At 66.4% G+C, this 21,411-nt stretch carries 22 protein-coding genes; 12 read left to right on the top strand and 10 right to left on the bottom strand.

The features are described 5' to 3' along the window. Positions 1-2: 2 nt before the first annotated feature. Both PVU19_RS04540 and PVU19_RS04535 read right to left on the bottom strand, forming a co-directional pair. Positions 3-782 carry an inositol monophosphatase family protein gene (locus PVU19_RS04540; RefSeq protein WP_050664085.1) on the bottom strand — a complete coding sequence of 260 codons (780 nt, stop codon included), beginning with the start codon at positions 780-782 and terminating at the stop codon, positions 3-5. Continuing rightward, positions 769-2,115 carry a TldD/PmbA family protein gene (locus tag PVU19_RS04535; RefSeq protein ID WP_050664084.1) on the bottom strand — a complete coding sequence of 449 codons (1,347 nt, stop codon included), beginning with the start codon at positions 2,113-2,115 and terminating at the stop codon, positions 769-771. Before PVU19_RS04535 ends, PVU19_RS04540 begins: the two co-directional genes overlap by 14 nt. A 182-nt stretch (positions 2,116-2,297) precedes the next feature. On the opposite strand from PVU19_RS04535, the gene PVU19_RS04530 reads away from it, so the two are divergent. Both PVU19_RS04530 and PVU19_RS04525 read left to right on the top strand, forming a co-directional pair. Further along, positions 2,298-2,657 (top strand): hypothetical protein, encoded by a 360-nt coding sequence (locus tag PVU19_RS04530; RefSeq protein WP_050664083.1) that lies wholly within the window; start codon positions 2,298-2,300, stop codon positions 2,655-2,657. Then, positions 2,587-3,498, top strand: coding sequence for a YbfB/YjiJ family MFS transporter (locus tag PVU19_RS04525; RefSeq protein ID WP_235575881.1), 912 nt, complete (start codon positions 2,587-2,589; stop codon positions 3,496-3,498). The genes PVU19_RS04530 and PVU19_RS04525 overlap by 71 nt, the downstream gene beginning before the upstream one ends. 25 nt (positions 3,499-3,523) lie before the next feature. On the opposite strand, the gene PVU19_RS04520 is transcribed toward PVU19_RS04525, so the two are convergent. Then, the gene (locus tag PVU19_RS04520; RefSeq protein WP_050664081.1) at positions 3,524-5,044 is read right to left on the bottom strand and encodes a DUF2125 domain-containing protein; all 1,521 of its coding nucleotides are present in this window, start codon (positions 5,042-5,044) and stop codon (positions 3,524-3,526) included. 138 nt (positions 5,045-5,182) lie between these two features. Between PVU19_RS04520 and PVU19_RS04515 the strand changes: the two genes are divergently transcribed. From PVU19_RS04515 to PVU19_RS04500, 4 genes are all read left to right on the top strand, one after another. Continuing rightward, positions 5,183-5,932, top strand: coding sequence for an SDR family oxidoreductase (locus tag PVU19_RS04515; protein WP_050664080.1), 750 nt, complete (start codon positions 5,183-5,185; stop codon positions 5,930-5,932). Beyond that, positions 5,929-6,546 (top strand): enoyl-CoA hydratase/isomerase family protein, encoded by a 618-nt coding sequence (locus PVU19_RS04510; protein WP_050664079.1) that lies wholly within the window; start codon positions 5,929-5,931, stop codon positions 6,544-6,546. Before PVU19_RS04515 ends, PVU19_RS04510 begins: the two co-directional genes overlap by 4 nt. Before the next feature lie 104 nt (positions 6,547-6,650). Next, positions 6,651-8,051 (top strand): selenium-binding protein SBP56-related protein, encoded by a 1,401-nt coding sequence (locus PVU19_RS04505; RefSeq protein WP_050664078.1) that lies wholly within the window; start codon positions 6,651-6,653, stop codon positions 8,049-8,051. Between the two features lie 81 nt (positions 8,052-8,132). Further along, a complete protein-coding gene (locus tag PVU19_RS04500; RefSeq protein WP_420833268.1) occupies positions 8,133-8,714 on the top strand; it encodes a hypothetical protein in 582 nt (193 codons plus the stop codon). 6 nt (positions 8,715-8,720) lie between these two features. Here PVU19_RS04500 and PVU19_RS04495 read toward each other — a convergent pair whose 3' ends face one another. Continuing rightward, complete coding sequence (locus PVU19_RS04495; protein ID WP_082237915.1) at positions 8,721-9,017, bottom strand: HNH endonuclease family protein; 297 nt, start codon at positions 9,015-9,017, stop codon at positions 8,721-8,723. 71 nt (positions 9,018-9,088) lie between these two features. Between PVU19_RS04495 and PVU19_RS04490 the strand changes: the two genes are divergently transcribed. Genes PVU19_RS04490 through PVU19_RS04480 form a run of 3 tightly spaced genes read left to right on the top strand, consistent with a single transcriptional unit; the run spans position 9,089 to position 12,149 of the window. After that, on the top strand, positions 9,089-10,432 hold the full coding sequence (locus PVU19_RS04490) for a mechanosensitive ion channel family protein (protein ID WP_050664075.1): 1,344 nt from the start codon (positions 9,089-9,091) through the stop codon (positions 10,430-10,432). Further along, positions 10,429-10,977 (top strand): hypothetical protein, encoded by a 549-nt coding sequence (locus PVU19_RS04485; protein WP_050664074.1) that lies wholly within the window; start codon positions 10,429-10,431, stop codon positions 10,975-10,977. Before PVU19_RS04490 ends, PVU19_RS04485 begins: the two co-directional genes overlap by 4 nt. Further along, complete coding sequence (locus PVU19_RS04480; protein ID WP_050664073.1) at positions 10,974-12,149, top strand: TIGR03862 family flavoprotein; 1,176 nt, start codon at positions 10,974-10,976, stop codon at positions 12,147-12,149. Before PVU19_RS04485 ends, PVU19_RS04480 begins: the two co-directional genes overlap by 4 nt. Here the strand turns inward: PVU19_RS04480 and PVU19_RS04475 are convergent. The 4 genes from PVU19_RS04475 to leuS all read right to left on the bottom strand — a co-directional run bounded on the left by PVU19_RS04475 (position 12,125) and on the right by leuS (position 17,198). Then, positions 12,125-12,712 (bottom strand): glutathione S-transferase family protein, encoded by a 588-nt coding sequence (locus PVU19_RS04475; RefSeq protein ID WP_050664072.1) that lies wholly within the window; start codon positions 12,710-12,712, stop codon positions 12,125-12,127. The genes PVU19_RS04480 and PVU19_RS04475 overlap by 25 nt on opposite strands. Positions 12,713-13,136: 424 nt before the next feature. Further along, the gene (gene holA, locus PVU19_RS04470; protein ID WP_050663867.1) at positions 13,137-14,162 is read right to left on the bottom strand and encodes a DNA polymerase III subunit delta; all 1,026 of its coding nucleotides are present in this window, start codon (positions 14,160-14,162) and stop codon (positions 13,137-13,139) included. Then, positions 14,159-14,650, bottom strand: a complete 492-nt coding sequence (lptE, locus tag PVU19_RS04465; RefSeq protein ID WP_050663866.1) for an LPS assembly lipoprotein LptE — start codon at positions 14,648-14,650, stop codon at positions 14,159-14,161. Before lptE ends, holA begins: the two co-directional genes overlap by 4 nt. Then, the gene (gene leuS / locus PVU19_RS04460; protein WP_050663865.1) at positions 14,637-17,198 is read right to left on the bottom strand and encodes a leucine--tRNA ligase; all 2,562 of its coding nucleotides are present in this window, start codon (positions 17,196-17,198) and stop codon (positions 14,637-14,639) included. Before leuS ends, lptE begins: the two co-directional genes overlap by 14 nt. A 151-nt stretch (positions 17,199-17,349) precedes the next feature. On the opposite strand from leuS, the gene PVU19_RS04455 reads away from it, so the two are divergent. After that, positions 17,350-18,594 carry a glycosyltransferase gene (locus PVU19_RS04455; RefSeq protein ID WP_050663864.1) on the top strand — a complete coding sequence of 415 codons (1,245 nt, stop codon included), beginning with the start codon at positions 17,350-17,352 and terminating at the stop codon, positions 18,592-18,594. A gap of 366 nt (positions 18,595-18,960) precedes the next feature. On the opposite strand, the gene PVU19_RS04450 is transcribed toward PVU19_RS04455, so the two are convergent. Further along, positions 18,961-19,395: a MerR family transcriptional regulator gene (locus PVU19_RS04450; RefSeq protein ID WP_050663870.1), complete on the bottom strand. Its 435-nt coding sequence runs from the start codon at positions 19,393-19,395 to the stop codon at positions 18,961-18,963. Between the two features lie 73 nt (positions 19,396-19,468). Here PVU19_RS04450 and PVU19_RS04445 point away from each other — a divergent pair, with 73 nt between their 5' ends. Then, positions 19,469-20,107 (top strand): cation efflux transmembrane domain-containing protein, encoded by a 639-nt coding sequence (locus tag PVU19_RS04445; RefSeq protein ID WP_050663863.1) that lies wholly within the window; start codon positions 19,469-19,471, stop codon positions 20,105-20,107. On the opposite strand, the gene PVU19_RS04440 is transcribed toward PVU19_RS04445, so the two are convergent. Continuing rightward, a complete protein-coding gene (locus PVU19_RS04440) occupies positions 20,089-20,568 on the bottom strand; it encodes a DUF3576 domain-containing protein (RefSeq protein ID WP_200901876.1) in 480 nt (159 codons plus the stop codon). The genes PVU19_RS04445 and PVU19_RS04440 overlap by 19 nt on opposite strands. Positions 20,569-20,706: 138 nt before the next feature. Between PVU19_RS04440 and PVU19_RS04435 the strand changes: the two genes are divergently transcribed. Beyond that, entirely contained in the window at positions 20,707-21,360 is a 654-nt protein-coding gene (locus PVU19_RS04435) for a YggS family pyridoxal phosphate-dependent enzyme (protein ID WP_050663861.1), read from the top strand. The last annotated feature ends 51 nt before the right edge of the window (positions 21,361-21,411 follow it).

Here is a 21,411-nt window from a genome sequence, read left to right as displayed (position 1 = left end):
CGTCAGTCTGCCAGTGCCGCGTGCAGCGCGCCGTGCAGCGCCGGATTTGCCGCCAGCACCCCGTCAAGACGCGGCACCGGATTGTTGAACCGCAGCGCCGCCGAGCGCCGGTCGGATGTCACCGCCCCCGCCTCGCGCAGGATCAGATCGCCCGCCGCGATATCCCATTCCCAGGTCGGGCGCAGCGTCATCATCGCGTCATAGCGCCCCTCCGCCACAAGGCTCAGGCGATAGGCCAATGACGGGCGAAAGCCGCGCGTCACTTCCGGCGCGCGCCCCTCGCGCCAGACCTCGGGGGCAAAGGCGGGCGTGGCCGCGAGCAGCGACGCGCCGCCCAGATCGGCCCGCGTCGTGGCCCGGATCGGCATGTCGTTCAGCGTCGCGCCCAACCCCGCGCCTGCCGCGTATAGCTTGTCGCGCATCGGCAGATAGACCGCCGCCGCCGTCACCACGCCACGCTCGGCCACGGCGATGGAATGCGCCCAGATATCATTGCCCTCGATGAAACTGCGCGTCCCGTCGATGGGATCGACGATGAACACCCGCTCGGCGCTCAGCCGCGCGGCATCGTCCTCGGTCTCCTCCGACAGCCAGCCGTAATCGGGCCGCGCGTCGCACAGGATCTGTTTGAGGGCGGCATCGACCGCCAGATCGGCCTCGGTCACCGGCCCCGCCCCGCCCGGCTTGTCGCGGATATCGAGCGGCGCGCCGATATAGCGCGTCGCGATCTCGGCGGCCTCCTGCGCGGCCTCGATCAGCAGGGAAAGATCACTCGCCGGCAAGCGTCAGCCCCTCGACCAGAAGCGACGGCACCACCCGGCTCAGATGCGAGCGCGCGTCATTGGCAGGGATCACGCTGCGCAGCATCTCGGGCAGGCTGCCCGCGATGGTGCATTCATTGACCGGATAGGCGATCTCGCCATTCTCGATCCAGAACCCGGCAGCGCCCCGCGAATAATCGCCCGTATTGGGGTTGATCGTCGCCCCGATCATCGACGTCACCATGAGGCCCGTGCCCATCTCGCGGATCAGGTCGGCACGGCTCTGGCTGCCTTGCGTCAGCGACACGTTCCACGTCGCGGGCGACGGCGGCGCGGATGTCCCGCGCGACGCATTGCCGGTGGAGCGCATCCCCAGCTTGCGCGCATTCGCCAGATCGAGCGTCCAGCCCATCAGGCGGCCATTCTCGACAATCGCACGCGGGGCGGTCGGCAGACCCTCGGCATCAAACGGGCGCGATCCGGTGACGCGCGGGCGGTGCGGATCCTCCAGCAGCGACAGCGCGTCGGGCAGCACCTGCTCACCCAGCCGGTTCATCAGCCAGGACGAGCCCCGCGCCACCGACGCGCCACTTGCCGCCACCAGCAGATGCCCGATCAGCGAGGACGCGACCCGCTCATCGAACAGCACCGGATAGGCCCCGGTGCGCGGGCGGCGCGCATTCAACCGCTCGACCGTGCGCTCCCCCGCGATCCGCCCGATCTCCTCGGCCCCGCGCAGATCGCTGGCAAAGACGCGGCTGTCGGCGTCGTAATCGCGCTCCATCCCCGACCCGGTGCCGCCGATGGCCACGCAGGACAGACCCGTATCGGTGCGCGCATAGCCGCCCGAAAACCCGTTGCTCGCCGCGATATGCGCGGCATTGTGCGAATAGGCCGCGCTCGCCGATTGCACCTGGCTCACGCCCGCCACGCGCAGCGCCGCCGCCTCGGCCTCCTGCGCCATCTGCATCAGCGCATCGGGCGCGGGCTCCGCCGCCGGGTCGCACAGTTCCAGCCCCGCCAGATCCCAATCGCGGGCAAGCTGCGCAGGTTCGGCCAGCCCGGCATAGGGATCCTCGGGGGCCTCGCGCGCCATCGCCACCGCACGGGTCGCCAGCGCCTCGATCGTCTCGGGCCTCGTGTCCGAGGCCGAGACATTGGCCTGCCGCCCGCCAATCAGCACGCGCAGCCCGATATCGGTGCCCTCGGCCCTTTCCGCCTGCTCCAGCGTGCCGCCGCGCATATCGACGATCACCGACTGCCCCCGGATCGCGATGGCATCAGCCGACTGCGCCCCGGCTTTCAGCGCGGCACCGATCAGGGCATGGGACAGATCATCAAGCGATTGGGGCATGGGCGTCTCCTGAATGCCGCACTCAGGTAGACCGGCCCGGCCCATGGTGCAAGGCCATGCCACGTGAAAAGCCGCACCGTTCCCGGCCCTTGCAGATATTTCGACCGGGCCACACATCAGGGGCGTCCCCGGCGGGGCGCGCGGGGACAGAGCCCACCACGCGCAACAAGGGGCCGCCTGCCATGACCTATTTCCAGAGCCTCTCCGCCGCCGGTTTCGCCGCAACCGCCATCAGCTTCGGCCCCGGTCGCATGGGCTTTGGCCTGTTCGTGCCCGAATTCAAGGAGGCATTCGCGATGTCCGACACCACCGTCGGGCTCGTCTCGGGCCTCGGGTTCCTCGGCTTCTTCGTGGCACTCCTGCTCGCGCAGGCGATGCTCGGGCGCGCGGGCCCGCGCGCGCCGGTGACCCTAGGCCTTTGGCCTTTTCGCCGCCGCGACCGGCACCACCTTGGTCGCCCTCGCCCAAGCCGTGCCCACGCTGGCACTCGGCGTCTTTCTGGCGGGGTCGAGCGCGGGCTTTGCCTGGACGCCCTTCAATGACGCCGTGCACCGCACAATCCGCGATATCGACCGGCCCACGGCCCTGACCGAGATCAGCACCGGCACCAGCCTCGGGGTGGCCCTTGCCGGGCTCGCCGCCCTCGGGCTGATCGCCACAGACCTCTCGTGGCGGGCCTGCTGGGCGGGCTTTGCCCTGGCCAGCCTGATCGCCCTCGCCGCCAACTGGGCAGCCCTGCGCGAAGTGGAGCCGGGCGGCGCGCCCCGGCCCCGCACCGCATGGGACGAGTTGTGCCACATCACGGCCCTGCCGCTCTTTGCCGTGGCCTTCGTCTATGGCACCACCTCGGCGATCTACATTTCCTTTGCCGCCGACCACCTCCGCGCCGCAGGCGGCACCCTCGGCCTGCCCGCCTCGGCCACACCCGGACTGGTCTTCGTGATCTACGGGCTTTGCGGTCTGGCCGGGCTCGCCACGGCACGCATCAACGCCGCCATCGGCCTGGCCACCCTCCTGCGCCTCCTGATGGTGGCGGGCGCAGGCTCGCTCGCGCTGGTGGCGCTGATCCCCGGCACATGGGCCGGGCTGGTCCTGTCGGCGGGGCTGCAAGGGCTGCACGTGATGATGGTCAGTGCGGTGCTGGCGTCATGGTCGGAACGGCTCTTCCCGGCGCTGCCGTCGCTCAGCTTCACCGCCGCGCTGCTCGCCACCGCAGGCGGCAGCATGATCGGCCCCGCCCTCGCAGGCGTCGCCGCCGATACGTTCAGCACGAAGGCGATGTTTCTGGCGTCAGCGGCCCTGCCGGGCGCATTGACGCTGGTCTTGCAGCCGCCGCGCATCCGCGAACGCGCGGCGATGCTGGAGGATCTGGATCCGGCCTGAAAACCGGCCTGACCCCGCGCGCCGCTTACTTGATCCGCTGTCCGTTGGCCAGAACCTGCCCGTCCTCAGTCACTTCGATCTTGGACACCAGCTCATCCTCGCCCGGGCCGGACCGCGCGAACAGCCCCATCATCATCCGCACGCCCGTGGCCTGATCCTGCGGCACGAGGCCCATGGCGATCAGCTTGTCCAACAGGCCATTGCCACCCACGAGGCGCAGATCGACCTCGCCTTCCGGCGCCGGTGCGCCGCCAAAGCTCTCGGTGTCAGTCTGATCAAACGTAAACGCCCCCTCGCCGGTCAGCGTCGCCCCCGCCAAATCAAGCGTCAGGTCGTGCAGGGTCAGGCTCTCGACCTCACCCGGCGCGGACTCGCTGCTTTCGATGTTCGCCATCTGCTCGGGGTCGAACAGATCGACGAACAGCCGCCCCTTGCCGGACAGGTCCAGCTTCAGCGTCGCCGGATCACGCGGCAACTGCGCGCCGGGATCGAACAGCGACCACAGCTGATCCGGCATGGTGAACTCGGCCAGTTCCATCCCAACCGCATAATCCTGCATGGTCTCGCTCTCGATCACCGGCATCGCGATATCGAACCCCATCCGCGCCATGCTCAGATCGACCGGGAACGGCATGTCGCTGGAACTGATCGCGATCGTCACACCCTCGCCCGCGCCGCCATAGCGCAGACCATCCGGGCCGATGGAACTCGTTATCGTGCCCCGATCGGAACCGTTGGCCCCCTCCAGCACATCGCCATCATCCTCGAACCGGTAGACGGTGCTGCCGGTCTGATATTCCATACGGCTATCGAACCGGAACCCGTCACGCAACGCGGCGGACATGTCATTGGTGTCAAAGCTCTCGGGGATCGCCCCGGTCCCGGCAAACGTCGCATTCGCCAGCGAGCCGGAAAACACCAGCGTGCCGCCCTCGGTCGGATCGGTGAAATCCAGATCATAGGTCACCGGGCCCGCCGTCATGTTCTGTTGCACCGCACGCGTCGTCTCGCCAAGCGCGGTCCGGCTCGTGCCGTTGAGATTCTCCATGCGGATCTGCGCGGCGCGAATCTCCGGCGTCTCCTCCCCGGCCCGAAGGTCGGTCAGCGCCATGGTCACCGCATCGGCGTCATAGGTGTATTCCATCGCCTCGGTCGTGCCCGAGACGATCATCTCCAGCGCTTCATGCGTCATCTCCAGCGTCATCGTGACCTGCTGCGCCTCGTCATCCGAGGCGGCAATCGCGATCGGCAGGGTCTCGGGCAGCACCACCGACACGGTGCCGTCGCCGTTCTCGACAAACTCGACCTGCTCCATCCGCATCGACACCGCACCCTCGGCCTCGGGCAGGGCCATCTCCATCGCCAGATCGCGGATCATCAGCGTGTCACCGGACCGGCTCTCGTCAGCGGTGATCCGATAGCCGAACTCCTCCAGATAGGTCGTCCAGTCCTGCCAGACCTGATCGGCGGTCAGATCGGCCAGCGCAGCGGTGCCAGTGACACCGAAGAGAACGGCCGACGCGGCCAGCGGGCGGAGATAAGACATGCAAGGCACCTTTTTCAAATACGGGTTGCCGATAACTTCGGGCCTCGGGCGCGCGGGGTCAAGGGAGGATGTCACTGGAACTCCGCCCGCCGCACGGCTATGCAAGGCTCCGTATCACAGGGCCAAAGGGGGCAAGCCATGACCATGCAAGGCAAATGCGTTCTCATCACCGGCGCGAGCAAGGGCATCGGCGCCGCCGCTGCGCGAGTTTTCGCCGAGGCGGGGGCCAATGTCGCCCTGGTCGCGCGCAATCGCGACGCGATCGCCGATCTCGCGGGCGAAATCGGGCCCAGCGCCATCGCCATCCCCTGCGACGTCAGCCGCTACTGGGAAGTCGAGGCCGCAGTCGAGGCCTGCCACACCGCCTTCGGCCAGCTTGACGTGCTGATCAACAACGCAGGCGTGGTCGAGCCCATCGCGGGGCTGGCCGACGTCGACCCCGGCGCATGGGCCCATGCCATCGACATCAACCTCAAGGGCGTCTTCAACGGCATGCACGCCGCCCTGCCCGGCATGATAGAGCGCCGCTCCGGCACCATCCTCACCGTCAGTTCCGGCGCGGCGCATAATCCGCTGGAAGGCTGGAGCGCCTATTGCACCTCCAAGGCGGGGGCAGCGATGCTCACCCGTTGCGCCGATCACGAGGCACGCGCTGCGGGCCTGCGCGTCATGGGCCTCTCGCCCGGCACCGTCGCCACCGACATGCAGCGCGAGATCAAGGCCAGCGGCGTCAACCCGGTGAGCGCGCTCGACTGGTCCGACCACATCCCCGCCGACTGGCCCGCCAAGGCGCTCTTGTGTATGTGCAGCCCCGAGGCCGATGAGTTCGTGGGCCAGGAAATATCCCTGCGCGACGAGGATATCCGCCGCCGGATCGGCCTCATATGATCCGGCTCGACAAGGACGGCGGCCTCTGGATCGCCACGCTCGACCGCCCCGACAAGGCCAACGCCCTGACCGAGGCGATGCTGTCGGAGCTTGCCGGTATCGCCGAGGCCGCCGCATCCGAGGCGCAGGTTTTCACCCTCACCGGCGCGGGCAAGGTGTTCTCTGCCGGGGCCGATCTCGAGGCCGCCCGGGCAGGCCTCGCCACCAGCCCGGTCTGGGAACGTCTCTCAACCGCCATCGCCGCCTTTCCCGGCCTCAGCATCGCCGCGCTCAACGGCACGGTGGCGGGCGGCGCGATGGGAATGGTGCTGGCCTGCGACATCCGCATCGCCGCGCCGGGGTCCAAGGCGTTCTACCCGGTGATGAAACTGGGTTTTCTGCCCCAGCCCAGCGACCCCGCGCGCCTGACCGCATTGATCGGCCCGGCCCGCGCCCGGATGATCCTCATGGCAGGGCAAAAGATCGACACCGAAACCGCCCTCGCCTGGGGCCTCTTCGACCACATCACCCCGGACACCGAGACCGTGCTCGACACCGCCCGCGCACTCGCCGCCGACGCGCTCGCCGCCGACCCCGCCCATGTCGCGGGGATCAAGGCCCTCTGCCGCCCCTGACCCGCGCCCCGTCTTGCAAAAGATTTGCCGCATCACGCATTCCGTGACAGGGTAAACTGCGCCTGTTGCGGAGGGCAGGCGCGTAGTTCAGGGAGGACAACCAGATGACCTTGCGGCCCGATCCGACATTTCACGCCACCCCCAAACTCGCGATGGAGGCGCCGGCGGAAACGCTCGCCTTCACCCTGATGCTCAGCCCCGACGGCAGCCAGCCCGACGGCCTCGCCGTTGTGGACGTGGACCCCAAGTCCAAGACCTACGGGCAGATCGTCCATAGCCTGTTCATGCCCAACACCGGCGACGAGTTTCACCATTTCGGCTGGAACGCCTGTTCCTCGGCCCTTTCGCCCCTCACCGGCCACGCATTCCTCGAACGCCGCTACCTGATCATTCCCGGCATCCGCTCCAGCCGCATCTACATCATCGACGTCAAGGAACCGCTCAAGGCGAAGATCCACAAGATCATCGAACCCGAAGAGGTCTTTGCCAAGACCGGCTATTCGCGACCCCACACCATCCATTGCGGCCCCGAGGGCATCTATGTCTCCACCCTTGGCGGCGGCGGCAAGGACGGCACCGACGGCCCGCCGGGCATGTTCATCATGGATTGCGAAACCTTCGAGATCCTCGGCCGCTACGAGATGGACCGCGGCGTGCAGGACAAGCAATACGATTTCTGGTGGAATCTACCGCGCAACTACATGGTCAGTTCCGAATGGGGCCTGCCGCCGCAATACGAAAACGGCATCGTCCCCGAGGACCTGCTCAGCAACAAATACGGCCACTCCATCCATTTCTGGGACCTGCGCGCGCGCAAGAACGTGCAGACCATCGACTTTGGCGAAAATCACCAGATGGCGCTGGAAATCCGGCCCGCCCATGATCCGGCCAAGCAATACGGCTTCTGCGGCGTGGTCGTCGATACCACCAATCTCGAAGGCTCGATCTGGACATGGTGGCGCAAGGACGACGGCACCTTCGACGCAAAGAAAACCGTCACCATCCCGCCACATCCCGCCGCCGCCGATGACCTGCCCGAATTGCTCAAGGGGTTCGAGGCGGTGCCGCCGCTGGTCACCGATATCGACCTCAGCCTTGACGACAAATACCTCTATGTCGCCTGCTGGGGCACCGGCGAGATGCACCAATACGATGTCTCCGACCCGATGAACCCCACGCTTGCGGGCAAGGTCGAACTGGGCGGCATCGTCGCTGACACCAAACACCCCACCGGCCGCGATTTCGCCTATGGCCCGCAGATGGTGGAAATCAGCCGCGACGGCAAACGCGTCTACTGGACCAACTCGCTCTATTCCTCGTGGGACGATCAGTTCTACCCCGAGGACGAGGGCGGGCAGATGGTGATGGCCCATGTCGGCGAAGACGGCGGGCTGACGCTCGACCCGGATTTCTATGTGGACTTCCCCAAGGGCTACCGCGCCCACCAGATCCGGCTCGAAGGCGGCGACTGTTCCACCGACAGTTTCTGCTACCCCTCCGTCTAAGGCGTGGCGGATCTCAATAGCACGGCGGCCCTGTGGTGGGCCGTCGTTGCCTCGGGCATCTATCACGGGGTCAATCCCGGCATGGGCTGGCCGCTCGCGGTCTCCGCCGCGCTGATGGAGCGCAAGCGCAGCAGCCTGTGGATGGCATTGCTGGCGCTGGCGGGCGGGCACCTGCTGGCCATGGCCGCGATCCTATTCCCGTTCTCGGCGCTCATGGCCCTCGCGGCATGGCAGCGCGAAATCCAGATCGGCGCGGCCTGCCTCGTGATCGGCCTCGGCCTCTACCTGTTGATCAATCGCAGGCACCCCCGGTTTCTCGCCCGGGTGCCACCCTCACGGCTGGCGCTCTGGTCGTTTCTCGCGGCAATGGCGCATGGCGCGGGGCTGATGCTGGTGCCGATCTATCTCGGCATCTGCGGCACGGTCGACACCGACACTGGCCACGCCGCCGCCGACACGCTGATCGGCGGCAACGTCACCATCGCCGCCGCCGTGGCGCTGCTGCACACAGCCGCGATGATGCTCTCGGGCGGCGCGCTCGCCTTCGGCGTCTATCGCTGGCTCGGCCTCAAGTTCCTGTCGAAAAGCTGGTTCAACCTCGATCTGGTCTGGGCGCTCAGCCTGATCCTCGTGGGCGGCCTCTCGCTCTGGCACGTGCTCTGACGCCCCTCACCGCTTGCGCCTCGGCCCCGGCGTTCTCGAATGAAACTCCGGCGGGCGCCGCCCCACCCATGCGATGAACTTCGCCAGCCTCGGATGCGCCCGTAACGCCTCGACCGTATTAAACTCCCGCGCCAATTCCGCTTCCGTCAGCGTCGCGTGGATCTCGTTGTGACAGATTTGGTGCAGCCGCACGACGGGGCCACCCTTGCCGCCCTTCAGCTTGGGCACAAGGTGATGCAGGCTCTGCCTAGTGCCGGGCGGAATGGGCCGCAGGCAGAGCGGGCAAATCGGCGCGTCGGTCAGTTTGTCTTGATCCTATCCCAGAGTGCGGGCAAGAGACTGGCACAAAGGGTCAAGATGACAAGGGGTGTGTGATGGAGGGGCAACCGGAGATCTTGCAGACGGCCATCGGCTACGGCCTGCAAGGCTGGGACATGGCCAAGGTCTGGCTGCTCAGCCCGGCGGCATGGTCGCAATTCGCGATTCTGGTGGTGGCCTGGCTGCTGGCCGTGCTCATAACCGGACGCATACGCCCCGCGCTCACCCGCCTGCTGACCCCCGCCGCTGGCCAAGACGGGCCGATCGCCTCGGCGCGGCGCTTCGTGCTGATGTTCCTGCCGCTCCTGATGCCGCTTCTGGCCTATGGCCTCACCGGCATCGGCGAGAGCGTGACCCGCTCTATCTTCGGCTCAGGCGACGTGATCGCCTTCGGCAAGCGGCTCTTCATGGTCCTCGCCGCCCGCGTTCTGGTGCGCGAAATCGTCACCGACCCGTTCCTCAAGGTGCTCGGTCGCCTCGTTCTCATGCCCGTCGCGCTGCTCTACCTCTTCGATCTTCTGGGGCTCGCCAACGACCGGCTCGCCGCCATCTCGGTCGATCTCGGCAATATCAGCTTCTCGGCGCTGTCCCTCATCCGCGGCGCGGTCTCGGCCGCGCTCTTGTTCTGGCTTGGCCGCTGGTCCAACAGCCAATCCGAAGACTTCATCCGCCGTCAGGAAGATCTGCGCCCCGCCACCCGCGAACTTGCGATGAAGGCCAGCCAGATCGCCATTTTCGGCGCGGCCTTCCTGCTCCTGATGTCGATCATGGGCATCGACCTTACCGCCATCGCCGTTCTCGGCGGCGCGCTCGGCGTCGGCATCGGCCTCGGGCTGCAACAGATCGCCGCCAATTTCGTCTCCGGCGTGATCCTGCTGCTGGAGGGGCAGACCACCGTGGGCGACTATGTCGTGCTCGATGACGGCTCCGAGGGCACCATTGTCAAGATGACCGCCCGCGCCGCGATCCTCGAGACCCCCGATGGCCGCTGGATCGTGGTCCCGAACGAGGATTTCATCACCTCCCGCGTCATAAACCTCTCCGACGCCGGCTCGCAACGCCGCTACGAGGCCGATTTCTCGGTCAGCTACGACACCGATATCAACCGCATCCCCGCCCTGATCGAACCCGCCGTTGCCGCGCTCGATTTCGTCCTCACCGAAGGCGCACGCGCCCCCGAATGCGAGCTCAAGGCCTTCGCCGACAGCGGCGTGGACTTCTCGGTCGAATATTGGGTCGAGGGGATCGAGGACGTCACCGGAAAATACCAGTCCGACGTGCTCTTCGCGATCTGGAACGCGCTCAAGGCCGAGGGCATTGAAATCCCCTTCCCGCAGCGCGTGCTGCATCATGTCGGGCTCAACAGCCAACCGCTCGTCGAGGCCGGAGACGCTGCATGACCCCGGACCCCTTCACCGCCTACCCGGCGCGCGGATGGCTTCGTTCCAGTGCCGGTATCGCGTTCATGCTCGGGGGGCTCCTGGCCACATTCGCGGTCTTCATGACCACGCAGGAGATCGACTTTTTCGATCTGCGCTTCGTCTCGATCCTGTTCCTGATCGCCCCTCCGGTCCTGCTGGTCTCGGGCGCGTTGCTCTGGCGCATGTCCAACTGGACCGACTGGGTCTTGCGCATCGACGAGACCGGCCTCACCTTTCGCAGCGCGACCTCCCGGGGTCGCCTCCTTGCGCCAGAACACATGCCGTGGCACGCGTTCGCACGGGCCGAGTTTTCCTCCGCGCCCAAGACCATCGAAATGATACAACTCAGCGATATGGACGGAAACCGGCATAAACTGAACATATCGAACTTGACCTTCAGCCGTCCCCGCATCGTCGCCGCTTTGGAAGACTGGCTTAACAGCGCGCGCGTGCCCTACACCAAACGCGGCTGGGACGTCGTCCTGCTTGATCGTGTCGTGATCGAACGGGTCGCGCAGGCATGACCGACGCGCTCGTCATCGGGGCCGGGCCCGCAGGTCTCATGGCCGCGCGCGAACTCGCCCGCGCCGGTCTGCGCGTGACGCTGGCCGAGGCCAAACCCTCGGTCGCACGCAAATTCCTGATGGCCGGAAAATCCGGGCTCAACCTCACCAAATCCGAACCCTTCGAAGACTTCCTGCACGCCTACGGTGACAGCGCCGACGCCCTGCGCCCGATGCTCACCGCCTTCGGGCCGGACGCGGTGCAGGACTGGGCGCGTGCGCACGGCCAAACGCTCTTCACCGGCTCCACCGGCCGGGTCTTTCCAAAGGTGATGAAGGCCTCGCCACTCCTGCGCAGCATGCTGGCCGAATTGCGCGGCCTCGGTGCCCAGACCCGCACCCGCTGGCACTGGACCGGCTGGGATGGCTCGGCGGTCCTCTTCGACACCCCCGACGGGCCACAGCGCCTCACCCCCACCGTCACCGTACTGGCCTGCGGCGGCGCAAGCTGGGCGCGGCTCGGCTCGGATGGCGCATGGAGCGCGCATCTCGCCCCCGAGACGCTCACCCCCTTCCGCCCCGCCAACATGGGCTTTCTCGTGGACTGGTCGCCGCATATGACCCCGCATTTCGGCAAACCCGTCAAAGGCGTCGAACTCCACGCAGGCCCAACCCGCTCACGTGGCGAGTTCGTCCTCTCCGCCACCGGGCTCGAGGGCGGCGGTCTCTACGAGATCAGCGCCACCCTGCGCGACGGCGCGCCCCTCACGCTCGACCTCGCGCCCGACCTCTCAACCGAGCAAATCGCCCAACGGCTGGCCAACACCCGCCCCCGCGACAGCCTGAAAAACCGCCTCCGCAAAGCGCTCAACCTCGACCCGGTGAAATGCGCACTGGTGATGGAGTTCGCCCGCACCGCCCCGGACCTGCCCGCCACGCTCAAGGCGCTGCCCGTCCCCCTCCTCGGCCCCCGCCCGATCGACGAGGCCATATCCACCGCAGGCGGCCTACGCTTCAACGCCCTGACCGACGGCCTGATGCTGCACACCCGCCCCGGCACCTTCGCCGCCGGTGAAATGCTCGATTGGGAGGCCCCCACCGGCGGCTACCTGCTGACCGCCTGCCTCGCCACGGGGGTCTGGGCCGGTCGCCACGCAGCCGCCTACGCTCAGGGCAGCGCCGCCGCCCGCTGAAACGCGGGCCGCGCCATCATCGCATCAAGATACGCCGCAAGCCGCGCGGGCGGGTCCGGAAAACCCGCCTTGCCCGCCCACATCAGGCAATGCGCCAGCAGGATATCGGCGATGGTCATGGTCTCTCCCTGCAGGAACGGACCCTTGAGAACCGCCTCCAACCCGTTGACATTGCGCTCATATTCCCACTTGAGCGACTCCTTGACCGCAGGCACCCGGTGCTCCTCCGGCAGCACGAAGGAATGCCGCGCCGCCGTCCACAGCACCGCATCGACCTCGTCAAGGATCTGATGCGTCAGCGCATCCTGACGCGCACGGGCGGGGGTGCCCGCAGGATGGGTCATCTGGCCATGCTTGTCGGCCAGATAGGTCATGATCGCACTGGAATCGGTCAGCACCTGATCGCCCTCCCGCAACGCCGGGATCTTGCCCGACGGGTTCACCGCCAGCGCCTCGGCCGAGCGCGGGGCGACGGGCAGGTGATTGTACTCCAACCCCATTTCCTCAAGCAGCCAGAGCACACGAAAGGCCCGGCTGGCCCGCGATCCGATAACGTCATACATGGAACGGTCCCCGTTCGGTTGGTGTCGCGGCAGCATTGCGCAAAGAGCAGGCGAAGGCAACGGCGGCAGGACGGGTCATGTAGGCCTGTGAAGGTTTGGTCGTGATTGGCCTGAAGCACTCATAGCACCCCGCCAAAAGGTGCCGCGTGATCGCAGGGCCGGGGACTGGCGAAGCAACGGTCGTGGTGGGTACTTTATCCCAGCCAAGTCATTCTAACCTCAACACGTTGCGCACCCTATCAAATCGCCAGGCCGCGGGACGGCCCGGCGATCGCGCGGCACCTTCGGTGCGTTTCGCGCGGGAGGCGCTTTTGTCGGGTTTAGGCCGCACCTTACCCCGTTCCATGGTGTGCTTTGAACCGACGCCGTAAACCCGAACCCACACCGGTGGCACCGCGTAGGGTGGGTTTCCAACCCACACCTGTCACCTAGCCGCCAGCATCGCCAACCGGATAAGCGCCCGTTCCATCAGCGCCATCTCGGGGGCCCGCTGCGCCGCCGAGCGCAGTTGCAGGTCGGTGTCGGTGAGGATCGTCAGCCCCTGTTGCAGCTTCTCCGCTCCCCAGCCCTGCGCCTGCCGCAGCATCCGGTCGCGGCGCGGGCCAAAGATCGGCGGGCGCATCCGGGCGATGCCCTGCGCCGCCCCACCGGGATCAGACGCAGCGGTGTAGAGCGCCCTGAAATGCCGGGTCGCCCCGATGCACAGTCCCACCGGCTGCACCCCCTGCGCCTTCAACCGCCGCAGCACCGGGCCGATCTCGCCCGAGCGTCCCTCGGCCACGATATTGAGGATATCGTCGAGATCCGCCTCGGTCGAGGCGGGCGCGCAGGCGACGATATCCTCCGAAGACAAAGGGCCATCCTCGCCCAGCTTGTAGAGCGCCAGCTTCTCCATCGTCTGACGAAAATCACCGGGGTCGAGATCGCGGGCAAGCGCCGTGAGGTCATTCATCACCGGGCCGGGAATATCCCGCAGACCGGCCTCTCCCAACACCCGCTCAATCTCCTCTCGCGAGGGCGGTTCGTCATAAATTCCAACGGCATAGGCATTGGGATGGGCCTCGAACGCCTTGCGGATCTTCGAGGTCGCCTTGAGCTGCCCGGCAGTGACGATGATCTGCGCATCGCCCTCCTGCCAGTCACTCAGCGCGGCCAAAATCGCGTCGGCGGCGGTGTCATTGGCGTCCTCGACAAAGGCCGCACGGGGCCCCGGAAAGAACCCCTGCGCCTTGACCGCATCCATCAGACGCGCGGCATCCTTGCGCAGATCCCCGCCCGCCATCCGGGCAAGGCGCATTTCCTCTTCGGCGTCGGGGCCAAGCAGCGCCGCGATCACCTGCTGCCGCTTGAGCGCCACGCGCATCGCGTCGGCACCATAGATCAACAGCCCCGTGCGATGCGCCTCGGGCTTGGCGAAATAGCGGGCCGCATCGCGCGCACTCAGCTTCATCGCGCCGCGTCGGGCACAGTCGCCACCAGACGGGTCACAAGCTGATCGGCGAGGATGGTCATCAGCCGCACCTCGGCATCGCGCTCGGCGGCTTGCGTCGCCACAGGCGTGCCGGTGGCCGAAAACGCGGTGAAGCTGTCGACCGATCCAGTAGTCACGGTCAGGCCCGTCTCCCGGTCGACCAGCGCATATTCGACGCGCCCCAGCATGTTGAACCTTGATGCGACGTTGCTGCGATCAATGGAAATCGCCTTGGTCGAAAGGCTGATCGCGGGGCGCAACTCGTAGCGCGCCGCGGTTGCCCGGCCCAGACGACCCTCAAGCTCACGGGTCAGCAGGTAACCCGCCCGCGTCTCCGGCTCGCTCACCTCGACCTGCCCGATCAGCGCAGCCCCGGCGCCCCCCGGCGCATAGGCGGGCGCAAAGCCGCAGCCCGCCAGCAGGGCCAGCCCCGTGCCGAGCAGCAGGCGGCGGCTATACGACGACATTAACGATCCGTCCCGGCACCACGATCACCTTCTTGGGTTGCCCCCCATTCAGGGCCTTTTGCACAGCTTCATGCGCGAGCGCGGCTTTTTCAACCTCGGATTTCTCCATGTCGGCGGGCAGCGACAGCTCACCCCGGCGTTTGCCGTTGATCTGAATGGGCAGGATCACCGTCTCGTCGATCAGCATGGCGGGGTCCGCCTCGGGCCAAGGGGCGGTCGCAACCAGCCCCGCGCCGCCCAGCATCGCCCAGACATCCTCGGCCAGATGCGGCGTCATCGGCGACATCAGCTGCGCCAGCGTGCGCGCGGCGGTGGATTTGGCCGCCTGCCCCGCCTTCGATTTGGCCAGCGTGTTGGTGAAGGCGTAAAGCCGCGCGATGGCGGCGTTGAAGCCGAAACTGTCCACCCCCTTGGTCACCTCGTCGATGGTCTTGTGCATCTCGCGCAACAGCGCCTCGTCGGCTTGCGCATCGGCCTCGCCGGGGGTCTGCGCGATCTCCGAGGCGATGCGCCAGACGCGGGCAAGGTGGCGATGCGCGGCCTCGGCACCCGAGGCGGTCCATTCCACGTCGCGCTCGGGCGGGCTGTCGCTCAGGACGAACCAGCGCGCGGTATCGGCCCCGTATTCCGCAATGATGGTCGAGGGATCGACCACGTTCTTCTTGGATTTCGACATCTTGGCGGAGGGGATCACCTCCACCGGCGAGCCATCGGCAAGCCGCCCCTCGGTTACCTCTTCGGGCAGGTGATAGACCGGGCGGCCCTTGGCATCCCGCGTCTGGTAAATCTCATGCGTCACCATCCCTTGCGTGAAGAGCGCATCGAACGGCTCGATCGCCTTTTCGGGCAGATGCCCGCAAATCTTCATCGCCCGAGCAAAGAACCGCGAATACAAGAGATGCAGGATCGCGTGCTCGATGCCACCGATATACTGGTCCACGTTCATCCAGTACTCGGCCTCGGCCATGTCCGTGGGCGTCTCGGCACGGGGCGCGGTGAAGCGGGCGTAATACCACGACGAATCCACGAAAGTGTCCATCGTGTCGGTCTCGCGCCGCGCAGGCGCACCACAGGCCGGGCAGGCACAGTCACGCCACGTGGGATGCCGGTCGAGCGGGTTGCCGGGGATGCCGAAATCAATCGGCGTGCCGCCCTCGTCATAGGGCAGTTGCACCGGCAGGTTCTCTTTCTTCTCGGGCACCACGCCACAGGCATCGCAATGCACCACAGGGATCGGACAACCCCAATAGCGTTGACGGCTCAAACCCCAATCGCGCAGCCGGAACTTGGTGACACCCTGCCCCACGCCATTCTGCTCGCAGAACTCAATCACCGCCTCGACACCCGCCTCGCCGGTCTGCTCTTCGGCGCCCGCCACCAGCCGCGTGTAGCGCACCCGCTCGGATTTGAGCGGCACGTAAGGCGCGGCTTCGATGTCGTGCTCCGCGTCAAGCGGCAGGAAGGTGTCGAGGATCGGCAGGTCATACTTGCGCGCGAAATCATGGTCGCGCTGATCGTGGCCGGGGCAGCCGAAAATCGCGCCGGTGCCGTAATCCATCAGGATGAAATTGGCGATATAGACCGGCAATTCCCACGACGTGTCGAACGGATGGCGGCAGGTCAGGCCGGTATCAAAGCCCAGCTTCTCGGCCTTCTCGATGGCCTCGGCGGTGGTGCCGCCCTTGCGCGCCTCGGCGCAGAACGCCGCCACATCGGCGCGCTCACGCTCCAACTGACGCGCCAGCGGGTGATCGGGCGAGATGCCAATGAAGGACGCCCCCATCAGCGTGTCGGGCCGGGTGGTATAGACCTCGACCCGGTCATGCCCGTCGGGGCCGTCATTGAGGCCAAAGGCGAATTGCAGCCCGCGCGACTTGCCGATCCAGTTCTCCTGCATGGTCCGCACCTTGGCGGGCCAATCGTCGAGGCCGTCCAAGGCCTCCAGCAACTCCTCGGAAAAATCCGAGATGCGGAAGAACCATTGCGTCAACTCGCGCCGCTCCACCTCGGCGCCCGAACGCCAGCCCTTGCCGTCGATCACCTGCTCATTGGCCAGCACGGTCATGTCCACCGGGTCCCAGTTCACCACGGCGTTCTTGCGGTAAACCAGCCCTTTTTCGAGGAAATCCAGAAACAGCGCCTGCTGCTGACCGTAATAATCGGGGCGGCAGGTTGCGATTTCGCGCGACCAGTCGATCGAAAGCCCCAGAGGCTTCATCTGTTCCCGCATTTCCTTGATGTTGTCTTCGGTCCAGTCGTTGGGATGCCCCCCCGACGCCATCGCGGCATTCTCGGCGGGCATGCCGAACGCGTCCCAGCCCATCGGGTGCAGAACGTTATGCCCCGTCGACAGCTTGTAGCGCGCCACAACGTCGCCCATCGTGTAATTGCGCACATGGCCCATATGGATGCGCCCAGACGGATAGGGGAACATCTCCAGCACGTAATATTTCGGTCTGGCCTCATCCCGGCGGGCGCGAAAGATATCCGCATCCTGCCACGCCTGTTGCCATTTCGCTTCGATTTCCGCCGGTGCATAGCGCGACATGGGCCGGGCCTCTCTTGCTCTGTCAGTTGTTGGATGGGGTGATAGGCGCTTGTGTGGGGCGGGTCCAGACTCCGGCTGCAAAAATGCGGGGCTTTGCGGGGCTGGCCCGGCACGACTATAAGCACTTGAGGGGCACCAGACAGGCATATCCGTGAAAATCCTTTTCATCCATCAGAACTTCCCCGGCCAGTACAAGCACCTTGCCCCGCTTCTGGCCCGGCAGGGGCATCACTGCGTGGCGCTGACGCTGCGGGTCAAGGAGGCGACGACCTGGCAAGGGGTGCGCGTGGTCCCCTACACCCTGCCCAAGCGCGAGGGGCAAAAGTTGCACCCCTGGCTGGTCGATCTCGATACCAAGGTGACGCGCGGCGAGGCATGCTATCACGCCGCGCGGCAGCTGCGCGACAAGGGCTATGTGCCCGATCTCATCCTTGCGCATCCCGGCTGGGGCGAATCGCTGTTCCTGCGCGATGTCTGGCCCGAGGCGCGCATGGGGCTCTATTGCGAACTCTATCACCTCGCGGGCTGGCCGCATCTGAATTTCGATCCGGAATTCGCCAGCAAGACCCCCGAGACCGAGGCCCTGCGCATCCGTATGAAGAACCTCAACAACCACCTGCATTTCGATCAGGGCCATGCCGGGATCAGCCCGACCCGATTTCAGGCCGATACCTTTCCGCAGCCCTTCCGCGACCGCATCACCGTCAGCCATGACGGCATCGACACGCTCACCGCCTGCCCGCAGCCCGATGTCCGGCTTGAGGTGGAAGGCGCAGGCACGCTCAGCCGCGACGACGAGGTGATCACCTTCGTCAACCGCAACCTCGAGCCCTATCGCGGCTATCACATCTTCATGCGCGCGCTGCCGCACCTCCTGCGCGAGCGACCCCGCGCCCACGTGCTGATCGTCGGCGGCGACGAGGTGAGCTACGGTGCCCGCCCGCCCAAGGGACAGACCTGGAAACAGATCTTCATCGACGAGGTGCGCGGGCAGATACCCGACACCGACTGGGCGCGCGTGCATTTTCTGGGGCGCATCCCCTATGACCGCTTTCTGCGGCTGTTGCAGCTGAGCCGCGTGCATGTCTACCTCACCTATCCCTTCGTGCTCAGCTGGTCGCTGATGGAGGCGATGAGCTGCGGCGCCGCCATCGTGGCGGGCGATACCGAGCCGGTGCGCGAGGTCATCACCGAGGATGAGACCGGGCGGCTGGTGGATTTCTTCGACGGCGCGGCACTGGTGGGCGAGGTCTGCGCGCTGCTGGACGACGCGGCCGCGCGGCGACGTCTGGGGGCGGCGGCCCGCGAGTTGATCCGCGAACGCTATGATCTGCAAACCACCTGTCTGCCGCGTCAGGTGGCCTGGGTGCATGAGTTGGCGGCAGGCGACATGTAAGGCGGTCGCCCGTCACGGCCTTTGCAGCACCTGCGTCCGGGGGCTGTGGTCGAGGGGAGGATTTGGCCTGTTCCGGACATAGCGCCTCGCCAAGAGGTGCCGCGTGATCGCAGGGCCGGGGACTGGCGATGCAACCGTTGTTGCCCGCACTTTATGCCAGCCAAATCATTGTAACCTCGCCACTTTGCGCGCCACTCCAAATCGCCAGGCCTCGGGACGGCCCGGCGATCGCGCGGCACCTTCGGTGCGATTCGCGCGGGGGGCGGCAACGGCAGCAACAGGCCAACCACGCCCCATCAGCCACGGTCATGTTCCGCTAAAAACCCCCTCACCACCACACCAATCCATCCCCGCAAGGGTGGCATTTCACCCATCCATCGGCGCGTGATCGTGGTCGCACAACTCGTGATCGGCGAGCGACGCCAGCACGTAGCATTCGCGCGAGACGCCCGTACCCGTGCAGCCCGCCGTGATCCGCTCCAGCTCTGTCTCAAGCGCGCGCAACCGGCCAATCTTCTGACGAACGGCCTCGAGCTGATCCTGCGCGATCCGCGTCGCGGTCTCGCAGCCGCGATCCGGGTGCTCCTGCAACTCGATCAGCGACGAGATCGCCCCGAGCGAGAATCCCAGATCGCGGGCATGGCGGATGAAGCGCAGCCGCTCCAGCTCCGCTTGCGCATAGCGCCGCTGATTGCCCGCACTGCGCAACGGCGCATCAAGCAGCCCGCGCGCCTCGTAATAGCGGATGGTGGGCACCTTGACCCCGGTCCGCCGCGCAAGATCGCCAATCGAGAAAAACATCATGCCTCCCCTTGAAGCTCTAGTCGCTAGAGAGATTACATGTCCCTCAGGCAAGATGCAAAGGAGGCCGGGAATGGCGGGATGTTGTGACCACGATGTGCGGTTCGAGGGCGTGTCGGACGCCTATAAACGGCGGCTCTGGCTGGTCATCGCAATCAACGCGGCGATGTTCGCGGTCGAGATGAGCGCCGGTCAGGCCGCACAATCCCAGGCACTCAAGGCCGATGCGCTCGATTTTCTGGGCGATGCGCTGACCTATGGCCTGTCGCTGGCGGTGATCGGCATGTCGCTTCGGGTGCGCGCAACGGCGGCGCTGGTCAAGGGGATGAGCCTGATGGCAATGGGGCTCTGGGTTCTGGGCACCACGCTCTACCGCGTGCTCTATACGGGCGTGCCCGAGGCCGAGATCATGGGGCTGATCGGGTTTCTGGCGCTTGGCGCCAATCTGGCGAGCGTGCTCTTGCTGATGGCCTACAAGGATGGTGATGCCAATGTGCGCTCGGTCTGGCTGTGTTCGCGCAATGACGCCATCGGCAACGTGGCCGTGATGCTGGCGGCCCTCGGGGTCTGGGGAACGGCGTCGGGCTGGCCCGACCTGATCGTGGCCGGGCTGATGGCCGCGCTCTTCGTCAACTCATCGGTGCAGATCATCCGGCAATCCTTGCAAGAGCGGCGTGCTGCCGCTCTTGGAGATCAGAACCGGGCGGCCTGAATGCGCAACTGCCGCGCACGGTTGAGAATGGCATCCTCGACCGCACGTTCTGTGGCCGCATCGACCGGCCCGCGGCGCGATTGCAGCGCCACGTTCAGCGCGCGCGCATCAAGCGCCGGATCGCTGATCAGGATCGTCGCGCGATACGCCTGACCGCCGCCCGGAGGCGTGCCATAGCCCGTGCTGATCACGCCGGTAAAGGGATCAGCAGCCTCGACCGGCAGGAAGTCGAGCACCTGCAGCGAGGCGGTCCACAAGAAGCGGTTGACCTTGGTAGTGTCCTTGGCGCCGCGGAACGCATCGAGAATCGAGCCTTGCTCGGCGGAGGGCCTGGCCTCGCGGCCACTTTTCACGCTCGTTGCATCAGGGTCTAGCTTGGCGTTCTGAAACGCGCTGCAGCCGCCCAGAATTGCAAGGGCTGCGGCCGCTGCAGCGGCCAATGTGATACGCGAATGGGTCATGGCACCGTCCGAGATTGTTTCCACCCCTACTATCCAAGCGTGGCGGCATGGGCAAGCCGTTTGCGCCGATCCGCACACTTGTGCGCGGGGGGCGCACTGTGGCATGCACTGCGCACGTCATCCGCCGGGAGGGTTATCATGGGGCTGCAAGAGATCGAGGCGCGGCTGCGAAACGCCGCCGACGACGCCGGGCGCGCGCCCGAAAGCGTGGACCTGATCGCCGTCTCCAAGGTCCAGCCCAATGAACGGGTCGAGGCGGTGCTGCGCGACGGCCATCGGATCTTCGGTGAGAACCGGGTGCAGGAGGCGGCGGGCAAATGGCCGGACTTTCGCGAGCAGTTCGAGGGAATCAGCCTGCATCTGATCGGGCCCTTGCAGACCAACAAGGCGCGACAGGCGATGGACCTCTTTCAGGCGATCCACACAGTCGACCGCCCGAAGCTGGCCAACACACTGGCACGTCTCGCGCAGGAGATCGGAGCATGCCCTGACCTTTTCATTCAGGTCAACACCGGCGAAGAGCCGCAGAAGGCGGGCATCCTGCCTGCCGATACGGATGCATTCGTGGCCGAATGCCGCACGCTCGACCTGCCCCTGCGCGGGTTGATGTGCATTCCCCCCGTCGACGAAGAGCCAAGCCTGCATTTCGCCCTGTTGGCCAAGATGGCAGCGCGCAACGGGCTCGCGGGGCTGTCGATGGGCATGAGCGGCGATTTCGAGCAGGCGATCGCGCTTGGCGCGACGCATGTGCGCGTCGGCTCGGCCATCTTCGGAGAACGCGATTACGGGTAGCGCGCCGTTATCGGCAAGAAGGCATGGGGACCATTTTGGCCTGGTGCTGCC

Source organism: Roseovarius tolerans (assembly GCF_028885395.1).
Taxonomy (GTDB): Bacteria; Pseudomonadota; Alphaproteobacteria; order Rhodobacterales; family Rhodobacteraceae; genus Roseovarius; species Roseovarius tolerans.
The sequence above is the reverse complement of the archived record's forward strand: the minus strand, read 5'-3'. Positions and strand labels throughout refer to the sequence as shown.